Origin of the sequence: Streptomyces sp. ISL-94 (assembly GCF_018614075.1) — a bacterium.
Taxonomy (GTDB): domain Bacteria; phylum Actinomycetota; class Actinomycetes; order Streptomycetales; family Streptomycetaceae; genus Streptomyces.
Map to the genome: position 1 here is coordinate 1 of NZ_JAGGOZ010000137.1, position 21,289 is coordinate 21,289.

The 21,289-nt window shown below is 71.6% G+C and carries 21 protein-coding genes; 7 read left to right on the top strand and 14 right to left on the bottom strand.

Features of this window, described 5'->3' with window-relative positions:
- Positions 1-344 precede the first annotated feature (344 nt).
- Complete coding sequence (gene nucS, locus J7E94_RS32985; RefSeq protein ID WP_215020511.1) at positions 345-1,016, bottom strand: endonuclease NucS; 672 nt, start codon at positions 1,014-1,016, stop codon at positions 345-347.
- A 220-nt stretch (positions 1,017-1,236) separates the two neighbouring features.
- Between nucS and J7E94_RS32990 the strand changes: the two genes are divergently transcribed.
- Positions 1,237-1,629: an SCO5389 family protein gene (locus J7E94_RS32990; RefSeq protein WP_030660337.1), complete on the top strand. Its 393-nt coding sequence runs from the start codon at positions 1,237-1,239 to the stop codon at positions 1,627-1,629.
- Positions 1,630-1,644: 15 nt separating this feature from the next.
- On the opposite strand, the gene J7E94_RS32995 is transcribed toward J7E94_RS32990, so the two are convergent.
- Complete coding sequence (locus tag J7E94_RS32995) at positions 1,645-2,676, bottom strand: LLM class flavin-dependent oxidoreductase (RefSeq protein WP_215020512.1); 1,032 nt, start codon at positions 2,674-2,676, stop codon at positions 1,645-1,647.
- Between the two features lie 230 nt (positions 2,677-2,906).
- Between J7E94_RS32995 and J7E94_RS33000 the strand changes: the two genes are divergently transcribed.
- Positions 2,907-3,233 (top strand): ATP/GTP-binding protein, encoded by a 327-nt coding sequence (locus J7E94_RS33000; RefSeq protein WP_215020513.1) that lies wholly within the window; start codon positions 2,907-2,909, stop codon positions 3,231-3,233.
- Positions 3,234-3,258: 25 nt separating this feature from the next.
- Here the strand turns inward: J7E94_RS33000 and J7E94_RS33005 are convergent, their stop codons facing one another.
- The 7 genes from J7E94_RS33005 to mce all read right to left on the bottom strand — a co-directional run bounded on the left by J7E94_RS33005 (position 3,259) and on the right by mce (position 13,711).
- Positions 3,259-4,101 carry an ABC transporter permease gene (locus J7E94_RS33005; RefSeq protein ID WP_215020514.1) on the bottom strand — a complete coding sequence of 281 codons (843 nt, stop codon included), beginning with the start codon at positions 4,099-4,101 and terminating at the stop codon, positions 3,259-3,261.
- Positions 4,098-5,213, bottom strand: coding sequence for an ABC transporter ATP-binding protein (locus J7E94_RS33010; protein ID WP_215020515.1), 1,116 nt, complete (start codon positions 5,211-5,213; stop codon positions 4,098-4,100). Before J7E94_RS33010 ends, J7E94_RS33005 begins: the two co-directional genes overlap by 4 nt.
- A gap of 138 nt (positions 5,214-5,351) precedes the next feature.
- Complete coding sequence (locus J7E94_RS33015) at positions 5,352-6,131, bottom strand: ABC transporter permease subunit (RefSeq protein ID WP_215020541.1); 780 nt, start codon at positions 6,129-6,131, stop codon at positions 5,352-5,354.
- A 2-nt stretch (positions 6,132-6,133) separates the two neighbouring features.
- On the bottom strand, positions 6,134-7,168 hold the full coding sequence (locus J7E94_RS33020; protein WP_215020516.1) for an ABC transporter ATP-binding protein: 1,035 nt from the start codon (positions 7,166-7,168) through the stop codon (positions 6,134-6,136).
- 100 nt (positions 7,169-7,268) lie between these two features.
- Positions 7,269-8,207, bottom strand: a complete 939-nt coding sequence (locus J7E94_RS33025) for a cellulose-binding protein (protein WP_215020517.1) — start codon at positions 8,205-8,207, stop codon at positions 7,269-7,271.
- Between the two features lie 195 nt (positions 8,208-8,402).
- Complete coding sequence (gene scy, locus J7E94_RS33030; protein ID WP_215020518.1) at positions 8,403-13,091, bottom strand: polarized growth protein Scy; 4,689 nt, start codon at positions 13,089-13,091, stop codon at positions 8,403-8,405.
- A gap of 191 nt (positions 13,092-13,282) precedes the next feature.
- On the bottom strand, positions 13,283-13,711 hold the full coding sequence (gene mce / locus J7E94_RS33035) for a methylmalonyl-CoA epimerase (protein ID WP_215020519.1): 429 nt from the start codon (positions 13,709-13,711) through the stop codon (positions 13,283-13,285).
- Between the two features lie 135 nt (positions 13,712-13,846).
- Here mce and J7E94_RS33040 point away from each other — a divergent pair, with 135 nt between their 5' ends.
- From J7E94_RS33040 to J7E94_RS36115, 3 genes are all read left to right on the top strand, one after another.
- On the top strand, positions 13,847-15,049 hold the full coding sequence (locus J7E94_RS33040; RefSeq protein WP_215020520.1) for an acetyl-CoA C-acetyltransferase: 1,203 nt from the start codon (positions 13,847-13,849) through the stop codon (positions 15,047-15,049).
- Between the two features lie 68 nt (positions 15,050-15,117).
- On the top strand, positions 15,118-16,080 hold the full coding sequence (gene meaB, locus J7E94_RS33045) for a methylmalonyl Co-A mutase-associated GTPase MeaB (RefSeq protein ID WP_215020521.1): 963 nt from the start codon (positions 15,118-15,120) through the stop codon (positions 16,078-16,080).
- Positions 16,081-16,146: 66 nt separating this feature from the next.
- Positions 16,147-16,221 (top strand): 50S ribosomal protein bL37, encoded by a 75-nt coding sequence (locus tag J7E94_RS36115; RefSeq protein ID WP_099895366.1) that lies wholly within the window; start codon positions 16,147-16,149, stop codon positions 16,219-16,221.
- A 70-nt stretch (positions 16,222-16,291) separates the two neighbouring features.
- Here the strand turns inward: J7E94_RS36115 and J7E94_RS33050 are convergent, their stop codons facing one another.
- The 5 genes from J7E94_RS33050 to J7E94_RS33070 form a co-directional block, all read right to left on the bottom strand.
- Positions 16,292-16,867: a PepSY domain-containing protein gene (locus J7E94_RS33050; RefSeq protein WP_215020522.1), complete on the bottom strand. Its 576-nt coding sequence runs from the start codon at positions 16,865-16,867 to the stop codon at positions 16,292-16,294.
- 145 nt (positions 16,868-17,012) lie between these two features.
- Positions 17,013-17,489: a MarR family winged helix-turn-helix transcriptional regulator gene (locus tag J7E94_RS33055; RefSeq protein ID WP_215020542.1), complete on the bottom strand. Its 477-nt coding sequence runs from the start codon at positions 17,487-17,489 to the stop codon at positions 17,013-17,015.
- A 60-nt stretch (positions 17,490-17,549) separates the two neighbouring features.
- Entirely contained in the window at positions 17,550-18,353 is an 804-nt protein-coding gene (locus tag J7E94_RS33060) for an AIM24 family protein (protein WP_215020543.1), read from the bottom strand.
- A gap of 11 nt (positions 18,354-18,364) precedes the next feature.
- The gene (locus J7E94_RS33065) at positions 18,365-19,015 is read right to left on the bottom strand and encodes an AIM24 family protein (protein WP_215020523.1); all 651 of its coding nucleotides are present in this window, start codon (positions 19,013-19,015) and stop codon (positions 18,365-18,367) included.
- Entirely contained in the window at positions 19,015-19,653 is a 639-nt protein-coding gene (locus J7E94_RS33070; RefSeq protein WP_215020524.1) for an AIM24 family protein, read from the bottom strand. Before J7E94_RS33070 ends, J7E94_RS33065 begins: the two co-directional genes overlap by 1 nt.
- 217 nt (positions 19,654-19,870) lie before the next feature.
- Between J7E94_RS33070 and J7E94_RS33075 the strand changes: the two genes are divergently transcribed.
- Both J7E94_RS33075 and J7E94_RS33080 read left to right on the top strand, forming a co-directional pair.
- Positions 19,871-20,215 (top strand): DUF3817 domain-containing protein, encoded by a 345-nt coding sequence (locus tag J7E94_RS33075; protein ID WP_215020525.1) that lies wholly within the window; start codon positions 19,871-19,873, stop codon positions 20,213-20,215.
- A complete protein-coding gene (locus J7E94_RS33080) occupies positions 20,212-20,508 on the top strand; it encodes an MTH1187 family thiamine-binding protein (RefSeq protein WP_215020526.1) in 297 nt (98 codons plus the stop codon). Before J7E94_RS33075 ends, J7E94_RS33080 begins: the two co-directional genes overlap by 4 nt.
- Positions 20,509-21,289: the final 781 nt, after the last annotated feature.

Genomic DNA, 21,289 nt, shown 5'->3' on the forward strand with positions numbered 1-21,289 from the left:
TCAAACGCCGGGCGGGCTGGACAATCCAGCCCGCCCGGCGTTTGAGGGCACGGGCGCGCAGCGCACGTACGGGGTACGGCGCGCAGCCCCGCAGCGGGGTCTGGGGGCGGAGCCCTCGGTTTCGGGAAGGGGCGGGGTGGGGAAGGCCCCGCGCAGCGGCCCGCCCGACGCGGGCCAAGGGCCGACGGGCCGAGGCCGGCGCAGCGGCATGCCGATGCCACCCGAGAACCGACGGGCGGAGTCCGGCGCAGCCGCCCGCCCGGTGCTGCCGGGCGAGGGGCCGAGGGGCGGTGCCAAGCGTCAGGGGGCCTGGTGTCGTAGCGGAGAGCGGGTCGCGAACGGGGTCAGAACAGGCGGAGTTTGTCGTCCTCGATGCCGCGCATCGCGTTGTAGTCCAGGACCACGCAGTCCATGCCCCGGTCCGTCGCGAGGACCTTCGCCTGCGGCTTGATCTCCTGGGCCGCGAAGACACCCCGGACGGGGGCCAGGTGCGGGTCCCGGTTCAGGAGCTCCAGGTAGCGGGTCAGCTGCTCGACGCCGTCGATCTCGCCGCGCCGCTTGATCTCGACCGCCACCGTCCCGCCGGAGGCGTCCCGGCACAGGATGTCCACCGGGCCGATCGCCGTCATGTACTCGCGCCGGATCAGCGTGTAGCCCTCGCCCAGCGTTTCGATGCGGTCCGCGAGGAGCTCCTGGAGGTGTGCCTCCACGCCGTCCTTGATGAGCCCGGGGTCGATGCCCAGCTCGTGGGAGGAGTCGTGCAGGACTTCCTCCATGGTGATGATGAGCTTCTCGCCCGCCTTGTTGACGACCGTCCACACAGCGGCCTCGTCCCCGCTCCCCTCCTTGAGGGTGCACGGGGGCGACATCCAGTTGAGCGGTTTGTACGCCCGGTCGTCCGCGTGGATCGAGACACTGCCGTCGGCCTTCACGAGGATCAGACGGGGTGCCGAGGGCAGATGGGCGGTGAGGCGGCCCGCGTAGTCGACGGAGCAGCGGGCAATGACGAGACGCATGGTCGGCAACGCTACTCGACGAGAAGGCCTCCACGCGATTCGCCCCTGAAAGCCCCGTTCGCGGATGGCGCGTTGTATGCGCATTCTCCTGGTGCGTCACCCATGGGGCGCCTACCGTGGTGAGCAGGAGGTCGCGGAGCGTGCACGCTGCGTCGCCGCCTCCGTCCCTGCCCGTAAGACTCCGGCAACCCAGTCCGCCGGGGTCGCGAGAGGAGAACCCATGTCGCTCGACGTCTCACCGGCCCTACTCGAACAGGCCGAGCGAGGCGAGGTCGACGAAGCCGCTTTCGTCGACTGCGTCCGGACCTCCCTGCCCTACGCATGGGAGATGATCAGCTCGCTGGTGGCCCAGCTGAAGGTCGACGGCGGACAGTTCGCCGACAACCAGACGCCGCCGCCCGACGAGCAGGCGCGCGGGCAGCTGCTGCGTGCGCTCGCGAGTGACGCGATACGCGGTGCGCTGCAGCGGCACTTCGGAGTGCGCCTGGCCTTCCAGAACTGTCACCGGGTGGCGGTGTTCCCGCTGGATCCCTCGGTCGACGACCGGCTCGCCAAGTTCACTTCGATCCGCGGCCAGCTGCTCAACCAGTCGCCGGAACTGCGCGACTGCTAGTTCGGCCGGTCGGTCTCAGCCGAGGCGGGGCAGGACTTCGACGCCGAGGCGTCGTACGTTCTCCTCCGTCGCGGCGAGATCGCCGGAGCCCTCCGTCAGGAGGGCGAAGCGCGTGATGCCCGTCCGTTCGGAGGTGGCCGCCAGCCGGTCCGCGGCCAGTTGCGGGGTACCCACCGGGTGCAGGTCACAGAGGAGTTCCGTATAGGCGACGGGGTCGCGCATCGCGCGTACACGGCCGTCCACGGTCACGTGGGCGTCCAGGCCCTGCTTGAGCCAGCCCGGCATCGCCTTCAGCAGCGTCTCGCGGGCGTCCGCCGTGCGGTCCGCCAGCTGGCACACCCCTGCGGAGACGTGGCCGGCGCCGGCCACGTACTCCCGGGAGTGGCCCGCGGCCAGCGCGGTCGAGCGCCACAGCGCGACCATCGCCGCCTTGTCCTCGTCCCCGCAGTGCATGCCGAGCAGCATGGGCACTCCCCTCCGCGCGGCCATCCGTACCGACCCGGGGGACGTGCAGGCCACGATGACCTCCGGGCCCGTCCTGTCCCCGTCCAGGGCCTCCGACGGCCGCGGTACGACGGCCACCTCGCGGAAGCCGTACCGCTCGCCGGCGGCTCCCACCCGCGCCTCCGTCAGCCAGCGCCGCAGCAGGTCCAGGGCCTCCGGGAAGCCGTTCTCGTACGCGTCCAGGCCGCCTCCGAAGACCTCCAGGTCCACCCACGGCCCGCCGCGCCCCACTCCGAGGGTGAACCGGCCGCCGGAGGTCAGGTGCAGCAGCGCCGCCTGCTCGCCGAGGGCCACCGGGTGCGCGCTCGGCAGCACGCTGACCGCCGTGCCCACCCGCAGCCGCCGGGTCCGGCCCAGCAGCAGGGCCGCCAGGGTCACCGCCGAGGGGCAGACGCCGTACGGGACGAAGTGGTGCTCGGCGAGCCACACCGAGTCGAGCCCGGCCTCCTCGGCCACATCGGCGGTCCGCACCGCCCGGTGCAGTGCCTCTCCCTGTCCCTGACCCGGGAACTGGGCCGCCAGTACAAACGCTCCTACGCGCATCGCCTTTACCCTCCTCGCGGCTGACGCGGCCTCCCCCAGGTGGACCGGTTCTTCCTATGGCAACAACGTCGGACACGTGCCAAAGGCACGGGCTGACAGGAAAGTTATTGGGATTGTCGGGCCATCCCTCTTCGCGGGCCGGACCTCTCTCCACCACCCTGCGGGTACCCGGGCTCGCTGCGCGTAGTCTGGGAGAAAGTCACTGCCGCCCGCCCCTCCGTGAGGTATACGTGTCACCGCGCCACAACCGCCCCAGGGGCGGCGAGACTCCGGAAGAACGTCCCGTCACCGGCCTCGACCGCTACGGGCTGGAGCGCACGGAGGAGTACCAGGGCGAGAACTGGAAGGTCCGGCAGGTCGCGGGCGCGAGCGCGGCGGGCAAGCGCTACCGCTGCCCCGGCTGCGATCAGGAGATCCCCTCCGGCACCCCCCACCTGGTGGCCTGGCCGGAGTACGGCGGGGTGGACGACCGGCGCCACTGGCACAAGGCCTGCTGGAACGCGAAGGACCGCCGCACCTCGAAGGTTCAGCGGTCCCGCAACGCTCCCAGGTACTAGCGGGGGGTACCGGGCCCACCGGGCCTTACACGTCCCGGCGGCCGACCGTCGCGTACGAGGCGGCCACGGCGCCGCCCGTGACCAGCAGGATGAGCACCATGTGGGAGACGCCGCCGGGCGAGGCGCCCGGGCCGCCGCCCTCCGGCATGCCGAACAGCCGCATCAGCGCCACCGGCGCGTTGTACTGGAGCACCGCCCGCCCGACGGGCGCGGCCGCGTCCCAGACGCTGAGCATCGCGCCTATCACCGGTGGCAGCGTGACCAGGCCCAGCATCGCCGCGATCGCCCCGGCCGAATGCCGCACCAGCGCCCCGACCGCGAGCGCGAGCACGCCGAGCAGGGTGACGTAGAAGCAGCCCGCCAGCGCGCCCAGCCACTCGCGCGCCGCGTGCGGCCCGGCGTCGGCGCCGCCGTGCACGATCGCCGCGGCCACCCCGACCACGAAGACCGCCAAAGCGGTGGTGACGAAGGCCGTGACGCTGAAGACGAGGTATTTGGCGGTGAGCACCCGGTACCGGTTGGGCGCGGCGGTGAAGGTGGTCCGCACCAGCCCGGTGGCGTGCTCCGAGGTGATGGTCAGCACGCCGAGGACCATCACCGCGACCTGACCGACCAGCAGGCCGAACAGCGCGGGCGTGGTGAAGGAGATGTTGACGTACTCCAGGTCCGTGCTCTGCGCGACGAAGAGGATCCCGAAGCCGACGACGGTCAGCACGAGCGAGCCGAGCGTGAACAGGGTCGAGCGGACCGAGACCATCTTGGTCCACTCCGAGGCCAGGGCGTGCCCCAGGTGCGGCCGCGGCGTGGGCAGGGGAGAGCGGTAACCCTTCGGCTGCTCCGCCGCCGGCGTCGTCCTCGTCGGGGTCATCGGGCTTCCTCGGGGTTGTTCTTGGCGGTGCTCGCGAGCTCGCCGGGATCGCTGGGCATCAGGAAGGGCCGGCCGCCCGCTCCGGGCGGCGGGGGCGCGTAGAAGCCGGTCTGCGGGACCGCCGGGGCCGCCGGCTCGTCCTCCCAGGCCGGGACGGTGTGCGGCTCGGGCTCCCACAGCTCGGCCCGCGGGTCGTCGGTGGAGGTGTACTCGACGGAGGACTGGGTCATCCGCATGTACGCCTCCTCCAGCGAGGCCCGGTGCGGTGACAGCTCCCACAGGCGGACGCCCGCCTCGTGCGCCAGGTCCGCGATGCGGGGGAGCTCCAGCCCGGTCACGCGCAGTGCTCCGTCGGGCTCCTGGAGGACCCGGCCGCCCGCCTTGGTGAGCGTCGCACCCAGCGTGTCCCGGCCATCCGGATGGGTGTCGGCCGCGCGCACCCGAGCGAATCCGGCCGAGTTGTGCGTGATGAATTCCTGGGTGCCCATGTCGGCCAGCAGCCGGCCCCGGCCGATCACGATCAGGTGGTCGGCGGTCAGCGCCATCTCGCTCATCAGGTGCGAGGAGACCAGGACGGTGCGGCCCTCGGCGGCCAGCCGGCGCATCAGATTGCGCACCCAGAGGATGCCCTCGGGGTCCAGCCCGTTGACCGGCTCGTCGAACAGCAGCACCTGCGGGTCGCCGAGCAGGGCGGTGGCGATGCCGAGCCGCTGGCCCATGCCGAGCGAGAAGCCCTTCGTACGCTGCCGGGCGACGTCCTGGAGGCCGACCACGGCCAGCACCTCGTCCACCCGCTTCTCGGGGATCCCCGAGAGCTGGGCGACGGAGAGCAGGTGGGTGCGGGCGCGGCGGCCGCCGTGCACGGCCTTGGCGTCGAGCAGGGCCCCGACGAGCCGCTGGGCGTTCGGCAGCTCACGGAAGGGCAGGCCGTTGATCGTGACCCGGCCCGACGTGGGCCGGTCGAGGCCGACGATCATGCGCATGGTGGTGGACTTGCCGGAGCCGTTGGGCCCCAGGAAGCCGGTCACATGACCGGGCCTGACCTGGAAGGAGAGCTGGTCGACGGCGGTCTTGGCGCCGAAGCGCTTGGTCAGGCCGACTGCCTCGATCATCTTGCTGCCCCTTACCAGGCCGGGACGACGTTCGCCCGCGTAAGGGTTAAGAGGATAACGAGGATCCTACGGTTCCGTCCCGGGCCGGATCCCTGAGTCACCCCTGAGACCGACCCGGGGATACCCCGGAGCCGGAGCTCAGGCGTCGCGCTTCTTCAGGACGAGGTACCCGCCCAGTACGACGGCCAGTGTCCACAGGGCCATGATTCCGAAGCCGCCCCAGGGGCCGTACGGGGGCGTGCCGCTGTCCATGGCGCCCGGGACCACCTGCATGATCTTGGAGCCGGCCTGGTCCGGGAAGTACTGGGCCACCTTCCGGGTGGCGGAGACCGCCCCGAGGATGTTCGAGACCAGGAAGAAGAAGGGCATCAGGATGCCGAGCGCCAGCATCGAGCTGCGCAGGATCGCGGCCACGCCCATGGAGAACAGCGCGATCATGGCCATGTAGAGGCCGGCCCCGATCACCGCGCGCAGCACGTTGTCCTCGCCGATGCCGATGGAGCGGTCGCCCAGGATGGCCTGCCCCAGGAAGAAGGACAGGAAGCTGGTCGCGAGCCCCACGGCCAGCGCCAGGCCGGTGGCGACGAGGAGCTTGCCGAAGAGGAAGCTCGCGCGGTTCGGCACGGCGGCCAGCGAGGTGCGGATCATGCCCGAGCTGTACTCGGTGCCGACCACCAGCACACCGAAGACGATCATCGCCAGCTGGCCGAGGCTCATCCCGGCGAAGCTGGCCAGGGTCGGGTCGAAGGTGGCTTGCTGTTCCGCGGGCATGTTCTTGAAGGACGCGTTGAAGAAGGCGCAGAGCGCGGCGCTGACGCCGACCGTGACCACGAGGGCGGAGGCCAGGGTCCAGGTGGTGGAGGCGACCGTACGGATCTTGGTCCACTCGGACGTGAGAACGGCGGAGAAGGAGGACATGGTCACTCGCCGCCCTTGCGCGCCGCCCCGTCGCCGGCGCCCCACGCGGGGACGTCGGCAGGCCGCGCAGGGTGGTCGGCGGCCATGGCCACGGGGACGCCGGCGGGCCCGACCGGTGCCCTCGGCGCGCCCGGCGCGTGGGCGTGGTACTCGACGGAGTCCGCCGTCATGCGCATGAACGCTTCCTCCAGTGAAGCCCGTTGCGGGCTGAGTTCGTGCAGCACGATCCGGTGCTGGGCGGCCAGCTCGCCGAGCCGCTCCGGTCCCACGCCGTCGATCTCCAGCGTGCCCGTGGCCGGAACGCCGGCGTCGATCCCTGCCTCGTGCAGGACGTCCTTGAGCCGCTCCTGCTGCGGCGAGCGCAGCCGGACGTAGCTGCGCGAGTTCTGCTGGATGAAATCGGCCATCGACAGGTCCGCCAGCAGCCTTCCCTGCCCGATGACGATCAAATGGTCTGCCGTCAGGGCCATTTCGCTCATCAGATGAGAGGAGACGAAGATCGTCCTGCCCTCCGCCGCCAGCGCCTTCATCACATTGCGGATCCAGAGAATTCCCTCCGGGTCCAGACCATTGACGGGTTCGTCGAACATCAGGATTTCCGGATCACCGAGCAGCGCGGAGGCGATTCCCAGCCGCTGCCCCATGCCCAGCGAAAAACCTTTCGATTTCTTCTTGGCGACGGGCGTCAGCCCCACCAGGTCCAACACCTCGGCGACCCGGCTCTTGGGGATGCGGTTCGACTGGGCCAGGCAGAGAAGGTTGTTGTATGCACTCCGGCCACCGTTCATGGCCTTCGCGTCCAGCAGCGCCCCGATGTACTTGAGCGGCTCCGGCAGGTCCCGGTAGTGCTTCCCGTCGATCCGGACCGTGCCGCTGGTCGGGTTGTCGAGGTCGAGCATCATGCGCATGGTCGTGGACTTGCCCGCCCCGTTGGGGCCGAGGAAACCGGTCACCACCCCCGGTCTGACCTGGAAGCTGAGGTGGTCCACGGCGGTCTTGGTGCCGAATCGTTTGGTGAGGCCCTCCAGCTCGATCATGCGGCCACGCTAGAACGGCGAAGGGCCGTACGCCACCTCAAACAGGAGACGTACGGCCCGGAGCCGTCGGATGCGCTACCAGCGGGCAGACAGCTGCGTACTAGCGGCTCTGCTGCGCCGGAACCCCACGCGTGACCGGCTCGTCGTCGATCGGGGAACCGGCGGCCGCGACGGCCGCACCGGTCAGCGTCGCCAGCATCTCGCGGACGTTGGTCAGCTGCGCGTTGATGGAGTCGCGGCGGTTGGTGAGCGCCGCCAGCTCGCGCTCGGACTCGCTGCGGATACGGTCCGCCTTGGCGTTGGCGTCGGCCACGATGTCCTCGGCCTGGCGCTGCGCGGTCTCCACGGTCTGGCGGGCCCGGCGCTCCGCGTCCGTACGCAGCTTCTCGGCCTCCAGGCGCAGCTGCTCCGCGCGGTGCTCGATCTCCGCGAGGCGCTTCTCGGCCTTCGCCTGACGCGAGGCCAGGTCGCGCTCCGACTGCTCGCGGCGCTTGGCCAGGTTGGTCTCGAAGTCCGCGGCGGCCTGAGCGGCCTTGGCGCGGGTCTCCTCGAACAGGGCGTCGGCCTCCTCGCGCTTGGAGGACGCGTCCTTCTGGGCCTCGGCGCGCAGGGTCGAGGCGTCGCCCTTGGCCTTCTCGACGATACGGACGCCCTCGTCCTCCGCCTTGGACTTCCGGTCGGCGGCGAACGACTCGGCGTCGTTGCGCACCTGCTGGGCGGCCGACTCGGCGAGCTCACGGTGCTGCTCGGCCGCGCGACGGGCCTCCTCGCGCAGGTCCTTCGCCTCCTCCTCGGCCAGCCGCAGGATCTTCTCGACCCGGGCGCCGAGACCGGCGTACGACGGCTCGGCGTCGTTCACCTGGGCCTGGGCGTTCTGCGTCTCGAGGTGCAACTCCTCGATCCGCTTTTCCAGAGAGTTGATACGTCCAAGGGCGCTGTCGCGGTCGGAGACCAGCTTGGTAATGCGGTCGTCCACCTGACCACGGTCGTAACCACGCCGCACGAGCTCGAAGCCGAAGGGGGAGGAAGTGTCGCTCATGGGGTTCCTGTCGAATGAGACCGATGAGGTGCTACGTGAGGTGTTAAGGGGAATCCTAGGCGCCCGAGCGGCGTGTCATCGAGTCAATCCGCGTTTGATCTGGACAATGACACCCCTTTTGAGTGGCAAGGCGGCGGATTGCTTGTCACCCGTTCGCCTGAACCTCCATCAGAGGCACACATCCCTGCGCACCGACTACCCCTCTGACGACTTACCACCCGAACGAGTGGATCCCGCTGCCGCGCCGGCCTTCACGCCCCCCGCGCCCTGGCCGCCGACCACGGGCTTTCCGCCACCCGAAGGCGCCTCGAATGATTCCAACGCCTCAAGAACATCCTGGACACGGGAGATCTCCGCCTGAATGTCCTCGCGCCTGCGCACCAGGACCTCCAGCTCACGGCGGCCCTCCTCGACGAGCCGCTCGGCCTCCGCCTTGGCCTGCGCGAGGGCGTTCTCGGCCTCCCTGGCCAGCTCGGCCTTCTTCTGCTCGGCCTCCTTGAGCAGTGCCTCCGCCTTGCGCACCGCCGCGATGCGGACCTTGCTCGCCTCGCTGCTCGCGTCAGAGACCAGCGCCTTGGCCTTCGCCTCGGCCGCCACGCTCTGCTCGGTCGCCGCCCGCACCAGCTTGTCCACGCGCTCGCCGGCCGACTTCATCTGCTCGGCCGACTCCCGGCGGGCCCGCTCGTGCAGCTCCTCGACCTCCGACTCGACGCGGCCGCGCAGCTCCTCCGTCCGCTCCCTTATGGCAGCGGCGTCCGTCCGCGCGCCGACCAGCAGCTCGTCCGCGTCCGTACGGGCCTTCTCCACCATGGAGTTGCCCGCGACGGTCGCCTCCGAGGTGATCCGCGCGGCCTCCTTGCGCGCCGCGTCGACCATCGCGTCGGCCTGCTCCTCGGCCGCCGTGGTGGCGGCGAGGGCCTGCTTCTGCGCTTCGGAGGTGAGATTGTCGGCCTCGGCCGCCGACTCGGTGATGAGCCGGTCGACCTGCTCCGCCGCCTCGCTGCGGCGCTTGTTGGCCTCCTCGCGGGCCTCGTCCAGCAGCCGCTCGGACTCCGCACGGGCCTCCGCGCGCACGCGCTCCGCGTCGCTCGCCGCCTCCGCCTTGACCCGCTCGGCCTCCGACCGGGTGCGGGTCGCGTGCTCCTGCGCCGAGGACAGCGCCTCCGACGCCTCCGCGCGCAGCCGCTCGGCCTCGTTCGCGGCCTCGCCGACCGTCCGCTCGTTCGCCTTGCGGGTCTCGGCGGTGAGCCGGTCCGCCTCCGCGGTGGCCTCGGTGACCAGGTGGTCGGCCTGCTCGGTGGCCTCGGTGACCAGGTGGTCGGCTTGTTCGGCAGCCTCGATGCGCAGCCTGCCCGCCTCGGCGCGGGCCTCGTCCAGCGTCTGCTCGGACTCCCGCTCGGCGCTCGCCAGGGTCTCGTTCGCCGCGACCGTGACCCGGTCCGCCTCCGCAGTGGCCTCGCCGATGATCCGGCCGCCCTCCGCACGGGCCTCGTCCAGGATCCGCGCCGCCTCCGTACGCAGCCGCTCGGCCTCCGCCGCGGCCTCGCCGACCGTGGCCTCGTTGGCCGCACGTGTCTCGTCGACCAGCCGGTCGCCCTCGTTCCGGGCGTCGACCAGGATCCTCGCCGAGTCCCGCTCGGCAGCGGCCAGCGTGTCGGCCGCCTGCTTGGTGAGGCGGTCCGCTGCCGCGGTGGCTTCGGCGACCAGGCTGTCGGCCTGCTCGGCGGCCCCGCTCCGGAGCCGGTTGGCCTCGGCGCGGGCCTCGTCCAGGGTGCCGGCGGCCTCGGCGCGGATGGCATCCGCGGCGCTCTCGGCCTCGCCGACGGTGGCCGCGTTGGCCGCCAGGGTCTCCTCGATGAGCCGCTCGGCCTCCGAGGCCGCCTCGGTGACGAGCCGGTCCGCCTGCCCGGCGGCCTCGGTCCGCAGCCGGTTGGCCTCCGACCGGGCCTCGTCCAGCATGCCCGCCGCCTCGGCGCGGGTCGCGTCCGCCGCCTCCACGGCCTCGGCGGTGATCCGCTCGGCCCGGGCCGCCGCCTCGGCGACCATGGCCTCGTTGGCCGCCAGCGTCTGCGCGGTGAGCCGCTCGGCCTCCGCCGTCGCCTCGGCGGTGATCCGGGCGCCCTCGGCACGTGACGACTTCAGGGCCTCCGCCGCCTCGCCGCGGATGCGGTTCGCGTCGTCGCGGGCGTCCGCCCGGGTACGGGCCGCGTCCCGCTCGGAGGCGGCCAGCGCGTCCGTGGCCTCCGTACGCACCCGCTGCGCGTACTCGGCGGTGTCGCTGCGCAGCTGCTCCGCCTCGGCGATCGCGTCGCCGACCGTCCGCTCGGCCAGCGCCTTCGCCGCGTCCGTCTCCGTACGCGCCTCGCTGCGGATCCGGTTGGCGTCCTCGGTGGCCCGCTCCCGCTCCGCGTACGCGTCGCCGCGGACCCGCTCGGCCTCTTCCCCGGCCTCCGTCCTCGTGCGCTGCGCCGCGTGCTCGGCCGCGCTGCGCAGTCCGGCGACCTCCTCCTCGGCCTGCTCGTGCAGACCTGCCACGGACTCCCGTACCTGCTGGGCGGTGGCCTCCGCCGCCGACACCAGCTCCGAGGCGCGCCGTTCGGCCTCCTCGGTCAGGCGGGACGCCTCGGCCTGCGCCTCCTCCGAGCGGCGGCGGGCCGCGGACAGCAGCTCCTCGCTCTGCTCGCGGGCCTGCGCCCGCTCCAGCTCCGCGTCCGTACGGGCCGACGCCAGGGTCTCCTCGGACTCCCGGCGCCGCCGGGCGGCCTCCTCCTGCGCGGCGGCCAGCGCCTCCGCGGCCTCCGCGGCGACCCGCTCGGCCGCCGCCTTCGCCTCGGCGCGCAGCCGGTCAGCGGTCTCCTGCGCCTCGGAGCGCACCCGCTCCGCCTCGGCCTCGGCCTCGCCGCGCATCCGTACGGCGAGCTGCTCGGCCTCCGCGCGGACCCGGCCGGCGTCCTGCGCCGCCTCGGTGCCCAGCTGCTCGGCCTCCGCCTCCGACTGTGCCTGGAGGGTGCGGATCCGCTCCGCCGACTCGGCGCGCAGCCGGTCGGTCTCCTCGGTGGTCTCCTTGCGGATGTTCTCCGCGGCCGCGCGGGCGTCGCGCAGCGTCTGCTCGGCGGTGCCCAGCCGGCTCTCGGCGTCCGTGTGCAGCCGTACGAGCTCCTCGTCGGCCTCCGCGCGCTTCGCGGCCAGCGCCTGCTCGGTCTCCTCGCGCCGGGCGAGGGCCGCCGCGTCCGCCTCGGCCCGTACGGCCTCCGCCTGCTCCTCGGCGTCGGCGCGCAGCCGCTCCGCCTCGGCGCGGGTCCGCTCCAGGGTCTCCTCGGCCTGCCGGCGCAGGGTGCCGGCCCGCTCGACGGCCTCGGCGCGGACCCGCTCGCTCTCGGCGGTCGCCCCGCCGCGCAGCTCGTCCGCGTCCGCCTTGGCCTTGCCGAGCAGTTCCTCGGCGGTCCTGGCCGCCTCCTCGATCTGCTGGACCGCCTCGCGGCGGGCCTCGCCGCGGATCCGCTCGCCCTCGGCGACGGCCTCCGCGCGCAGCTGCTCGGCTTCGCCGCGCAGCCTGCGGGCCTCCTCCTGGAGTTCGACCGTACGGGCCCGGTACTCCTCGGTGTCGTCCTTCGCGGCGCCCTTGAGCTCATCGGCCGTCGCCGCCGCCTGGGCGCGCAGCCGCTCGGCCTCCGCCTCGGCTTCGCGGCGGATCCGCTCGGCCTCCTCGGAGGCGGCGCGGGTGGTGGCCCGGGCGTCCTCCGAGGCCTTGTTCAGTACGTCCTCGGCGGTGCGGGCGGCCTTGGCCAGCTGCGCCGCGGTGTCCTCGGCCGCCGCCGTACGGGCCTGCTCGCCGGCCTCGGTGCGCAGCCGCTCGGCGTCCGCGCGGGCGTCGGCCAGGGACTGCTCGGCCTCCGCCTTGAGGGCCTCTGCCTCCTTGGTGGCCTCGCCGACCAGCCGGGCCACCTGCTCCTTGGCGGTACGGGTGCGCTGCTCGTTGACGGACTCCGCCGACGCGAGCTGGCGGGCGGCGCTCTCCTTGGCCTCCGCGAGCACCTTCTCGGCCGCGGCGCGGGCCTCGCGCAGGGCGGCGTCGGCCTCCTGCACACGCGACTCGGCGACCCGGCCCAGGTCGAGGGTCTGCCGGCGGGTCTGCTCCGCCTCGGCGGAGGTGGTGGAACGCAGCCGCTCCGCGTGCTCGCTGGCCTCCTGGGCCTGCGCGGAGGCGGCGGTCAGCAGCCGCTCGGCCTCCTTGCGGGCGCGCAGCAGGGTGGCCTCGGCCTCCGCACGGGCGGCCTCCGAGTCGGCGGCCATCCGGCGCCGGGTCTCCTCGGCGACCCGGGCGGCCTCGGCGCGGGCGGCGTTCAGGGCCTGCTCGGCCTCGGCGCGGGACTCCTCCATGAGCCGGCGCGCCTGGGATTCGGTACGGGCGCGCAGCTGTTCGGCCCAGGCCACGTTCTCGTTGACGTGGGCCTCGACGGTCTGGCGGCGCTCGCCCAGCTCCTGGTCCAGGCGCTGGCGCCGGTTGACGGCCTCGGCGTGCAGCTCGGCCTGGAGGCGCGCCTGGTGCTCGGCGTGCTCCTGGAGGATGCGCTGGGTCTGCGCCCGGGCGTCGCGCAGTTCGCGCTCGGCGTCGGAGCGCATCTGGTCGGCCTGGATCTGGGCATTGCGGAGCAGCTGCTCCGCCTGATATCCCATGTCCGCGCCGTCGTAGGCGGGGCGGGACGCCAGAGCTCGGCGTACCTCGTGGAGCTTGGCGCGCAGCACCTCGACCTGGTATCCCAGGTCCTCAGCGTGCTGGACGGCCTTCCCGCGCTCCTTCTTCAGCCGCTCCATCTCGGCCTCGAAGCGCGAGAGATGGTCGGCCTCGGCCTGATGGCTCTCCTGGCTTTCGTAGCCCCGCACAGCGCGGTCCCATCCGTCCCCTGGTCGCAAGCTCACTCCCAATGAGCATCGCTCGCCCGCTGAACGACGCCCCCGGGGGAATGGTGTCAGATACCGGGGCAGGGGTCACAGGCCCCGACCCCGTCTCCGCACCGAACCCCGGCCGAGCCATGGCCACTCTACCGGCCGGGGAATCGGGCCACAGTGGTCCGTCAGTGCTCGGGGTTGGAGGTGACGAGTTCGGTGAGGACGCCGTGGCAGTCCTTGGGGTGCAGGAAGGTGATGGAGGAGCCCATGGAGCCCGTGCGGGGCTGGTCGTAGAGGACGCGGACGCCCTTGCCGCGGATGGCCTCCGAGTCGCCCTGGACGTCCTCGGTGCCGAAGGCGATGTGGTGGACCCCCTCGCCGTTCTTCGCCAGCCACTTGCCGACCGCGGAGTCTTCCCGGGTCGGTTCCAGGAGCTGGAGGTAGGAGGCGCCGCCGTCGGACGTCTCGTTGATCTTCAACATGGCCTCGCGCACACCCTGCTCCTCGTTGACCTCGGTATGGAACACCTCGAAGCCGTAGGTGGCACGGTAGAACTCGACAGTCTTGTCCAGGTCGAAGCAGGCGATCCCGATGTGGTCGATTCTTGTCAGCATGGACCCAGTGCACCCCCCCGGAGGCCGGTCACGCAACGTGCGCGCGATCACACCGACAGCCCGGTGACCGCTGCCGTACCGCTCAGTACATTGACGTAAACCCTCGTTCACTCCTCATCCAAGGGGCTGTGCCTCATGTCCGGATCGAACAACACCACTTCCGTGATCGTCGCAGGGGCCCGCACGCCCATGGGGCGCCTGCTCGGATCGCTCAAGTCCTTCTCGGGTGCCGACCTCGGCGGCTTCGCCATCAAGTCCGCGCTGGACCGGGCCGGGATCTCCGGCGACCAGGTGCAGTACGTGATCATGGGCCAGGTGCTCCAGGCCGGCGCGGGCCAGATCCCGGCCCGCCAGGCCGCGGTCAAGGCCGGCATCCCGATGAACGTGCCCGCTCTGACCATCAACAAGGTGTGCCTCTCGGGTCTGGACGCGATCGCGCTGGCCGACCAGCTGATCCGCGCCGGTGAGTTCGACATCGTGGTCGCGGGCGGCCAGGAGTCCATGACGAACGCCCCGCACCTGCTGCCCAAGTCCCGCGAGGGCTACAAGTACGGCGCCATCGAGATGCTCGACGCGATGGCCTACGACGGCCTCACCGACGCCTTCGAGAACATCGCGATGGGCGAGTCCACCGAGAAGCACAACACCCGCCTGGGCATCGAGCGCGCCCCGCAGGACGAGTTCGCCGCCGCCTCGCACCAGCGGGCCGCGGCCGCGCAGAAGAACGGCGTCTTCGAGGCCGAGATCACCCCGGTCGAGATCCCGCAGCGCAAGGGCGAGCCGGTCGTCTTCTCGCTGGACGAGGGCATCCGCCCGGAGACCACGGCGGAGTCCCTGGGCAAGCTCCGCCCCGCCTTCGCCAAGGACGGAACCATCACCGCCGGCACCTCTTCGCAGATCAGCGACGGCGCCGCCGCCGTGGTCGTGATGAGCAAGGCCAAGGCCGAGGAGCTGGGCCTGGAGTGGCTCGCCGAGATCGGCGCCCACGGCAACGTGGCCGGCCCCGACAACTCCCTGCAGTCGCAGCCGTCGAACGCCATCCAGCACGCCCTGAAGAAGGAGGGCCTGGAGGTCGCCGACCTGGACCTCATCGAGATCAACGAGGCCTTCGCGGCGGTCGCCGTGCAGTCAATGAAGGACCTCGGGGTGACGCCGGAAAAGGTGAACGTCAACGGTGGCGCCATTGCCCTGGGGCACCCGATCGGCATGTCCGGCGCCCGTGTGGTGCTGCACCTGGCGCTGGAGCTCAAGCGCCGCGGCGGCGGGGTCGGCGCGGCCGCGCTGTGCGGTGGCGGCGGCCAGGGCGACGCCCTGATCGTCCGCGTCCCCGGGGCCTGAGCACCGGGCCGCGCCCGCAGGCGCAGCAGCACCCGTACCCCGTACGAGAACCGAGGAGCGCAGCACATATGACGGCGGTGGACGTCCCCCAGCTGGTGGCCCAGGCACGTGAGGGCAGGCCCAGAGCGGTGGCCCGGCTGATCTCGCTGGTCGAGGGGGCGTCCCCGCAGCTGCGCGAGGTGATGGCGGCGCTGGCGCCGCTCACCGGCAACGCGTACGTGGTGGGGCTGACGGGGTCTCCGGGCGTCGGCAAGTCGACCTCGACCTCGGCGCTGGTGACCGCGTACCGCAAGGCCGGGAAGCGGGTCGGCGTGCTCGCCGTCGACCCCTCCTCGCCGTTTTCCGGCGGGGCGCTGCTCGGCGACCGGGTGCGGATGTCGGACCACGCCTCCGACCCGGGGGTCTACATCCGCTCCATGGCCACCCGGGGCCACCTGGGCGGCCTGGCCTGGTCCGCACCGCAGGCGATCCGGGTGCTGGACGCGGCCGGCTGCGAGGTGATCCTGGTCGAGACGGTCGGGGTCGGGCAGTCGGAGGTGGAGATCGCCGCGCAGGCGGACACCTCGGTGGTGCTGCTGGCCCCCGGGATGGGCGACGGGATCCAGGCCGCGAAGGCGGGGATCCTGGAGATCGGCGACGTGTACGTGGTCAACAAGGCCGACCGGGACGGCGCGGACGCTACCGCGCGGGAGCTGAACCACATGCTGGGCCTGGGGGAGTCCCGGGGCCCGGGGGACTGGCGTCCGCCGATCATCAAGACCGTCGCCGCGCGGGCGCAGGGCATCGACGAGCTCGTGGAGGCGCTGGAGAAGCACCGGGCGTGGATGGACGAGCACGGCGTGCGCGCCGAGCGGCGCACGGCGCGGGCGGCGCGCGAGGTGGAGACGATCGCGGTGACGGCCCTGCGTGCCCGGATGGCCGATCTGCACGGGAACGCCCGCCTGGAAGCGCTGGCGGCCCGGGTCGCCGCCGGGGAGCTGGATCCGTACGCGGCCGCCGACTCGCTGCTGGGAAGCCTGACCGAAGCCTGATGCGGGCGGGCCCGCCCGACCCTAGACTGGCGAACGCCCGGAATACCCCGATCCAGGGAGTGGCTCATGGCCAAGCGCGGCAACAAGAAGCGAGCACGCAAGAAGAAGAAGGCGAACCACGGCAAGCGTCCCAACGCCTGACCGACCGGACCGTCCGAGCAGTACGGGAGGAGCCTCACCCCTGCGACAGGGGTGAGGCTCCTCCCGCGTGTCAGCGGTTCTCGTCCTGGCCGCTGTTGCTGTCGGAATCGGAGCGGGACGAGACCTTGGCGGTCGTGGCGTCCACGGAGGTGTCCCAGGTCTTGTCGGAGGCGGTCTTGACCTCGACGTGCCAGTACGGGGCCTTGCCGTTGTCGTCGTCATCGTCCCAGTCGACCGACTGGACCTGCCCCGGGTAGGCGGCAAGGGCCGCCTTGATGGCCTGCTGGGCGGTGACCTTGGCATCGAGCAGCGCCTTGTTCTCGCCGCTGTCCTGGCCGGTTTCCTTGTCCCGCGTGGTGACCGCGCCGCTGATGGCGTCGACCTCCAGCTCGGCGTGACCCGTGCCGTCCTTGCTGATCACGTCCACGTGCCAGGCGGAGCCGTCCTTGTCGAGGGACTCGACGACGCCCGGGTACTCCTTGAGTGCCGCGGCGGCAGCGCCATCGGCTGTCACGTCGACGCGGGGGGCGGTGGCCGCGGTGACGGCTCTCGCCGTGTCGGTGGACGCCGCCGCGGCGGCCGCCACCGGGCCTCCCACCATCAGGACCACGGATGCGGCCGCGGAGATGTACACGTTGCGCTTCATGGCTGGACCTCCTCAGGCCGGCCGCGACCGCTTGCGGTAGCGCGGCGGGCGGCCGGCAGCGAGCGTTCCCACCCAATGTCCCATCGATCGCCGAGGAGGGCGCGGCGGACGCCCCTCGCCCCCGGACCTCGCCCGGAACCGCGCCTCAGACTTTGCCGCGGGTGCCGCGCAGGTGGTCCGCCACCGGGGTCAGGGAGGAGCGCAGCGCCGCCAGGGCCTCCGGCGGCAGCAGGTCGATGAAGTGCCTGCGGACGGACGCCACGTGGTGCGGGGCGACCTTGCGCATCGTCTCCATGCCCTCGTCCGTGAGCACCGCGAAGAGGCCGCGCCGGTCGGACTCGCAGTTCACCCGGCGGACCAGGCCTGTCGCCTCCATGCGCGTGATCTGGTGGGACAGCCGGCTCTTGGACTGCAGGGTGGCGGTCGCAAGATCGCTCATCCGCATCCGGTGGCCCTCCGACTCCGAGAGGTTCACGAGGATCTCGTAGTCGTTGTTGGTGAGTCCGAAGGGCTGGAGATCCTTTTCCAGCTGGTGCATCAGCAGTCTGCTGACGTCCAGGTGGGTGCGCCACGCACGCTGCTCGGCATCGGTCAGCCAGCGTGTGGCCGTCTCGGTCTCCATGGTCTCCATGAATGAACTCTACCTAAGAAGTTGAATTGCGTACAAAGATGGCCCGCGTGGTCACAGTCCGAAGCGTCGCTGGAGATCACCCAGCTGCCCCGGCATCCGCGGCACGCCCAGCTGCCCCAGCGGGCCCTGGCCGGCCCCCGGAACGCCCTGCGCGTTGCCCGTGGCCGCGCCGGCGCCGACCGCGCCCACGGCCTGCTCCGCCATCAGCATCTCCGACGACTGGAGCAGCACCGTCCCGGCTCCCACGAACTCGAACTGGTGCTCCTCACCCGAGGAGCCTCCGAGGCCGGTCAGCGAGCGCAGTCCGCCGATCACGCCGGACATGTAGCCGTGGTCGTAGTGGTGGCAGGGGGAGGGGCAGTCGGCCCAGCCCACCAGTGCCTGCGGGTCCACGCGCAGCGGCGGTTCCATGAACACCACCGGCCCGTTGGACGCCGCCACGAACTTCCCGGTTCCGATCAGCGTCAGGAAGCCCGGGACGATCGACTGCTTGAGGGCGAGGGAGGGCTGGTAGGCGAGCAGGTTGCCTGACCGGATCGTCAGGTTCCCCTTGTCCAGGTCGTACGAGTTCACGTCGAAGGCCCGGTCCGCCAGCAGCATCTTGCCCTGCCCCTCGGCCACCACCCAGTCACTCGCGTGGAGCGGCGAGTGGAAGCTGGTGCGCAGCAGCCGGTCGAAACGGCCGTTTCCGATGCCGTTGAACTCGATGTTCCCGTAGTACGAGATCATCTTGCCCTTCTGCAGGAACCACTGGCTCCCCTTGAGCTCCACGCAGAAGGTGTACGCGTTCACGTTGTCGTCGGAGGGCAGGGTGTACGGGTCGAAGACGGTCGGGCCGCCGGGTCCGCCCGTCACGGGACCAAAGTTCACAGCTTCTCCTCCGAGGCCTGTACGTACACAGCGCCCTGGCCGGACAGCTCCAGCTGGAACGCCTCGCCCGAGCCGCGCCCCACCATGTCCCGCCAGCCGAGGGCGGTCGAGAGCTTGTTGCGGACGTCCCCGTGGTGGGCCACGTACGCCTGCGGGTCCACGTGGACCGGGCGGTTCGGCTGGATCGGGAGCTCGATGACCCCGCCGTGGGCCATCACGGCGACCGAGCCGTGGCCCTTGAGAGTGGTGGTGAACAGGCCCTGGCCGGTCACCTGGCCGCGGACCATGCCCATGACCCCGCCCTGCGAGCCCATGAACATCGTGCCCTGCTGGAGGGTGCCGTCGAAGGCGAGCAGCCGGTCGGCCTCCACATAGAGGGTCTCGCCGGAGAGGTTGATCACCTGGATGTGGTGGCCGCCGTGGCCGAACATCACCGTGCCGCTGCCCTCGACCTCCATCAGCGGGGTCTGCTCGTTCGCCACCCGGCGCCCGATCATGCCCATCACCCCGCCCTGGCCGCCGGTCAGGCTCGGGGTGAAGGAGACCTCGCCGCGGTACGCGAGCATCGCGCCGCGCTGGCTGTACATCTTCTGCCCGGGCACGACCTGGGCCTCGACCATCTTCGAGTTGATCTCGCGGAACGGCATCAGATGTCGCCCCCGATGGTGTTGCGCTCGCTGGGCTGCACGTAGACCAGGCCCTCGCCCTCGAAGCGGATCTGGAAGGACTCGCCCGAGCCCTCGCCGATTAGCGTGCGGAAGTTGACGCCGGACTGGAAGGACTGCTGGAGGTTGCCGGTGTGCGCGATGTAGGCGCCCGGGTCGACGGAGAGCGGGTACTGGGCGCTGACGCGCAGTACCACCGCCGGGCCGTCGGACATGATCGCCGCCTGGCCCGAGCCCTCGACGGTCGTGGTGAACAGGCCGTTGCCCGTCGTCGCGCCGCGCAGGCCGGTGAAGGTGGTGCCGGTGCGCAGGCCGGCGTCGGTGCACAGCAGGTTGCTGGACTCGACGTAGAGCTTCTCGCCGCGCAGGCTGACCAGATTGATCTCGCTCGCGCGGTCGGCGAAGAAGCAGGTGCCGTGTCCCTGCACTTCCATCACGGTCATCTGCTCGCCGGTCAGCCGGCGGGTCACCATGCCGCGGAGGCCTTCGCCGCCGCCGGTCATCTTCTTGAAGGCCATCTGACCGTCGTACGCGACCATGGAGCCGTTTTTCGCTTTCACGGCATCCCCGGTCAGGTCGACGGCGAGCACCTTGCTGCCTTGGAGTCGGAACTGAGCCACGGGATGACGTTATCGGCAGCGGGCGGACCCGAACAGGGGCACGCGGCCGATATGCGCCACACCCGGGCGCCAAGGGCGCGATACGGGCGGCCCGCGGCGGCCGGGGGGGCCGGGGCCCGGGTCAAGATCCCGCAAAGCGGCTGAGACACTGGGACGGACTTCCCCGGGGCTCCGTCCGGGGGCGCCCCCAGGCCACCCGACACCCCGAAGGTTCCCCGTGGACATCAAGACCGCCTCCGCCCTGCACCGGCTGCGCCTCATCTCCGTCCCGGAGGCGCTGTCGTTCCCGGCCCTGCTGATCTTCGGCACGCTGCTCAGCTGGCTCACGGACATCACGTACCTGAAGATGCCGCTGGGTCTGTTGCACGGGATTCTGTTCCTGATCTACGTGGTCTTCCTGCTGGACGTGTGGAACAAGGCGAAGTGGCCCCTCAAGAAGGTGGCGCTGTTCTTCGTGCTGGCGCTGGTGCCGTTCGGCGGCCTGTACGGCGACCAGCTGCTCAAGCGGGACGAGGCCGACAGCGTGATCGCGGCCCGTGCGCGCGAGGTGGCCGGCGCATGATCATCGCGTTCTCGGTGACCCCGCTGGGGGTCGGCGAAGAGGTCGGGGAGTACGTCGCCGACGCGGTCCGCGTGGTCCGCGAGTCCGGGCTGCCGAACCGGACCGACGCCATGTTCACCACCGTCGAAGGTGAGTGGGACGAGGTCATGGGCGTGGTCCGGCGCGCGGTGGCCGCGGTGGAAGCGCGGGCGCCGCGGGTCTCCTTCATCCTCAAGGCCGACATCCGGCCCGGCGTGTCCGACGGGATGACGTCGAAGGTCGAGACCGTCGAGCGGCACCTCGCCGAGGGCTGAGCGAGCCCGCACCCGGTACGTGTCAGGCGTACGTCCCTGGGCGCCCCCGGCCCGTCGGCCGGGGGCGCTCGTGTGTGTCGGGGCCGGCGGGACGGCGGATGTGTGCCAGGCCACACGCGGAGTGCGGAACCGGAAGATCCGCCGGCTACGTGTATCCGGCGAGGCCCGCGCACCGGGCGGTCCCGTCAGGGCTTCGCTGCGGGTTCCGGAACATTCGCTGAACCGGATGTTCCGGTGACGCGGAGCCCCTCGGCGATCCCGGAAAGGCGGTTCGGCCACAGTTTTCTTTCGCTGCGACTCGGCATTGCCATAAGTACGCGCGGTCATTTTGCGGGCCATCGTCACATTCGCATGGCGCATTCCCGCGGCCGGGCGGGGCAATTTCGGCGTGGGCGCTTCTCGTTCCACGGTCGGATCGAAGCGGGAAGGTGCCCGGGACTCCTGCCGCCCGCGTAGGCGTCGGGTGGTGCGGTATGTGCCCACGGCGTCTCCCACGTGCTGATACTGCTGTGCGGGTGTCCGCGGCGCGCGCGAAAACCGGCCCTGGGCGCGGTGGTCGTCCGAAGGCGCAGGGCCCGCAGGCGTGTGCCGCGGAGGTGCGCGGAACCGGCCGACCGATCGTTATGTGACGTGCGTTCGGTGCCTCAAGTGTGTCGAAGGCGCGGTGGATCCCTTCATCCAACCGCCAGGCCTGGTTGTCGACTTAGCGGCCATGGGAACTTTTTTGACCAGTGATCATCTCGTGTTTTATGGTCGCCCCTGCTGCATGTGCAAACACTCA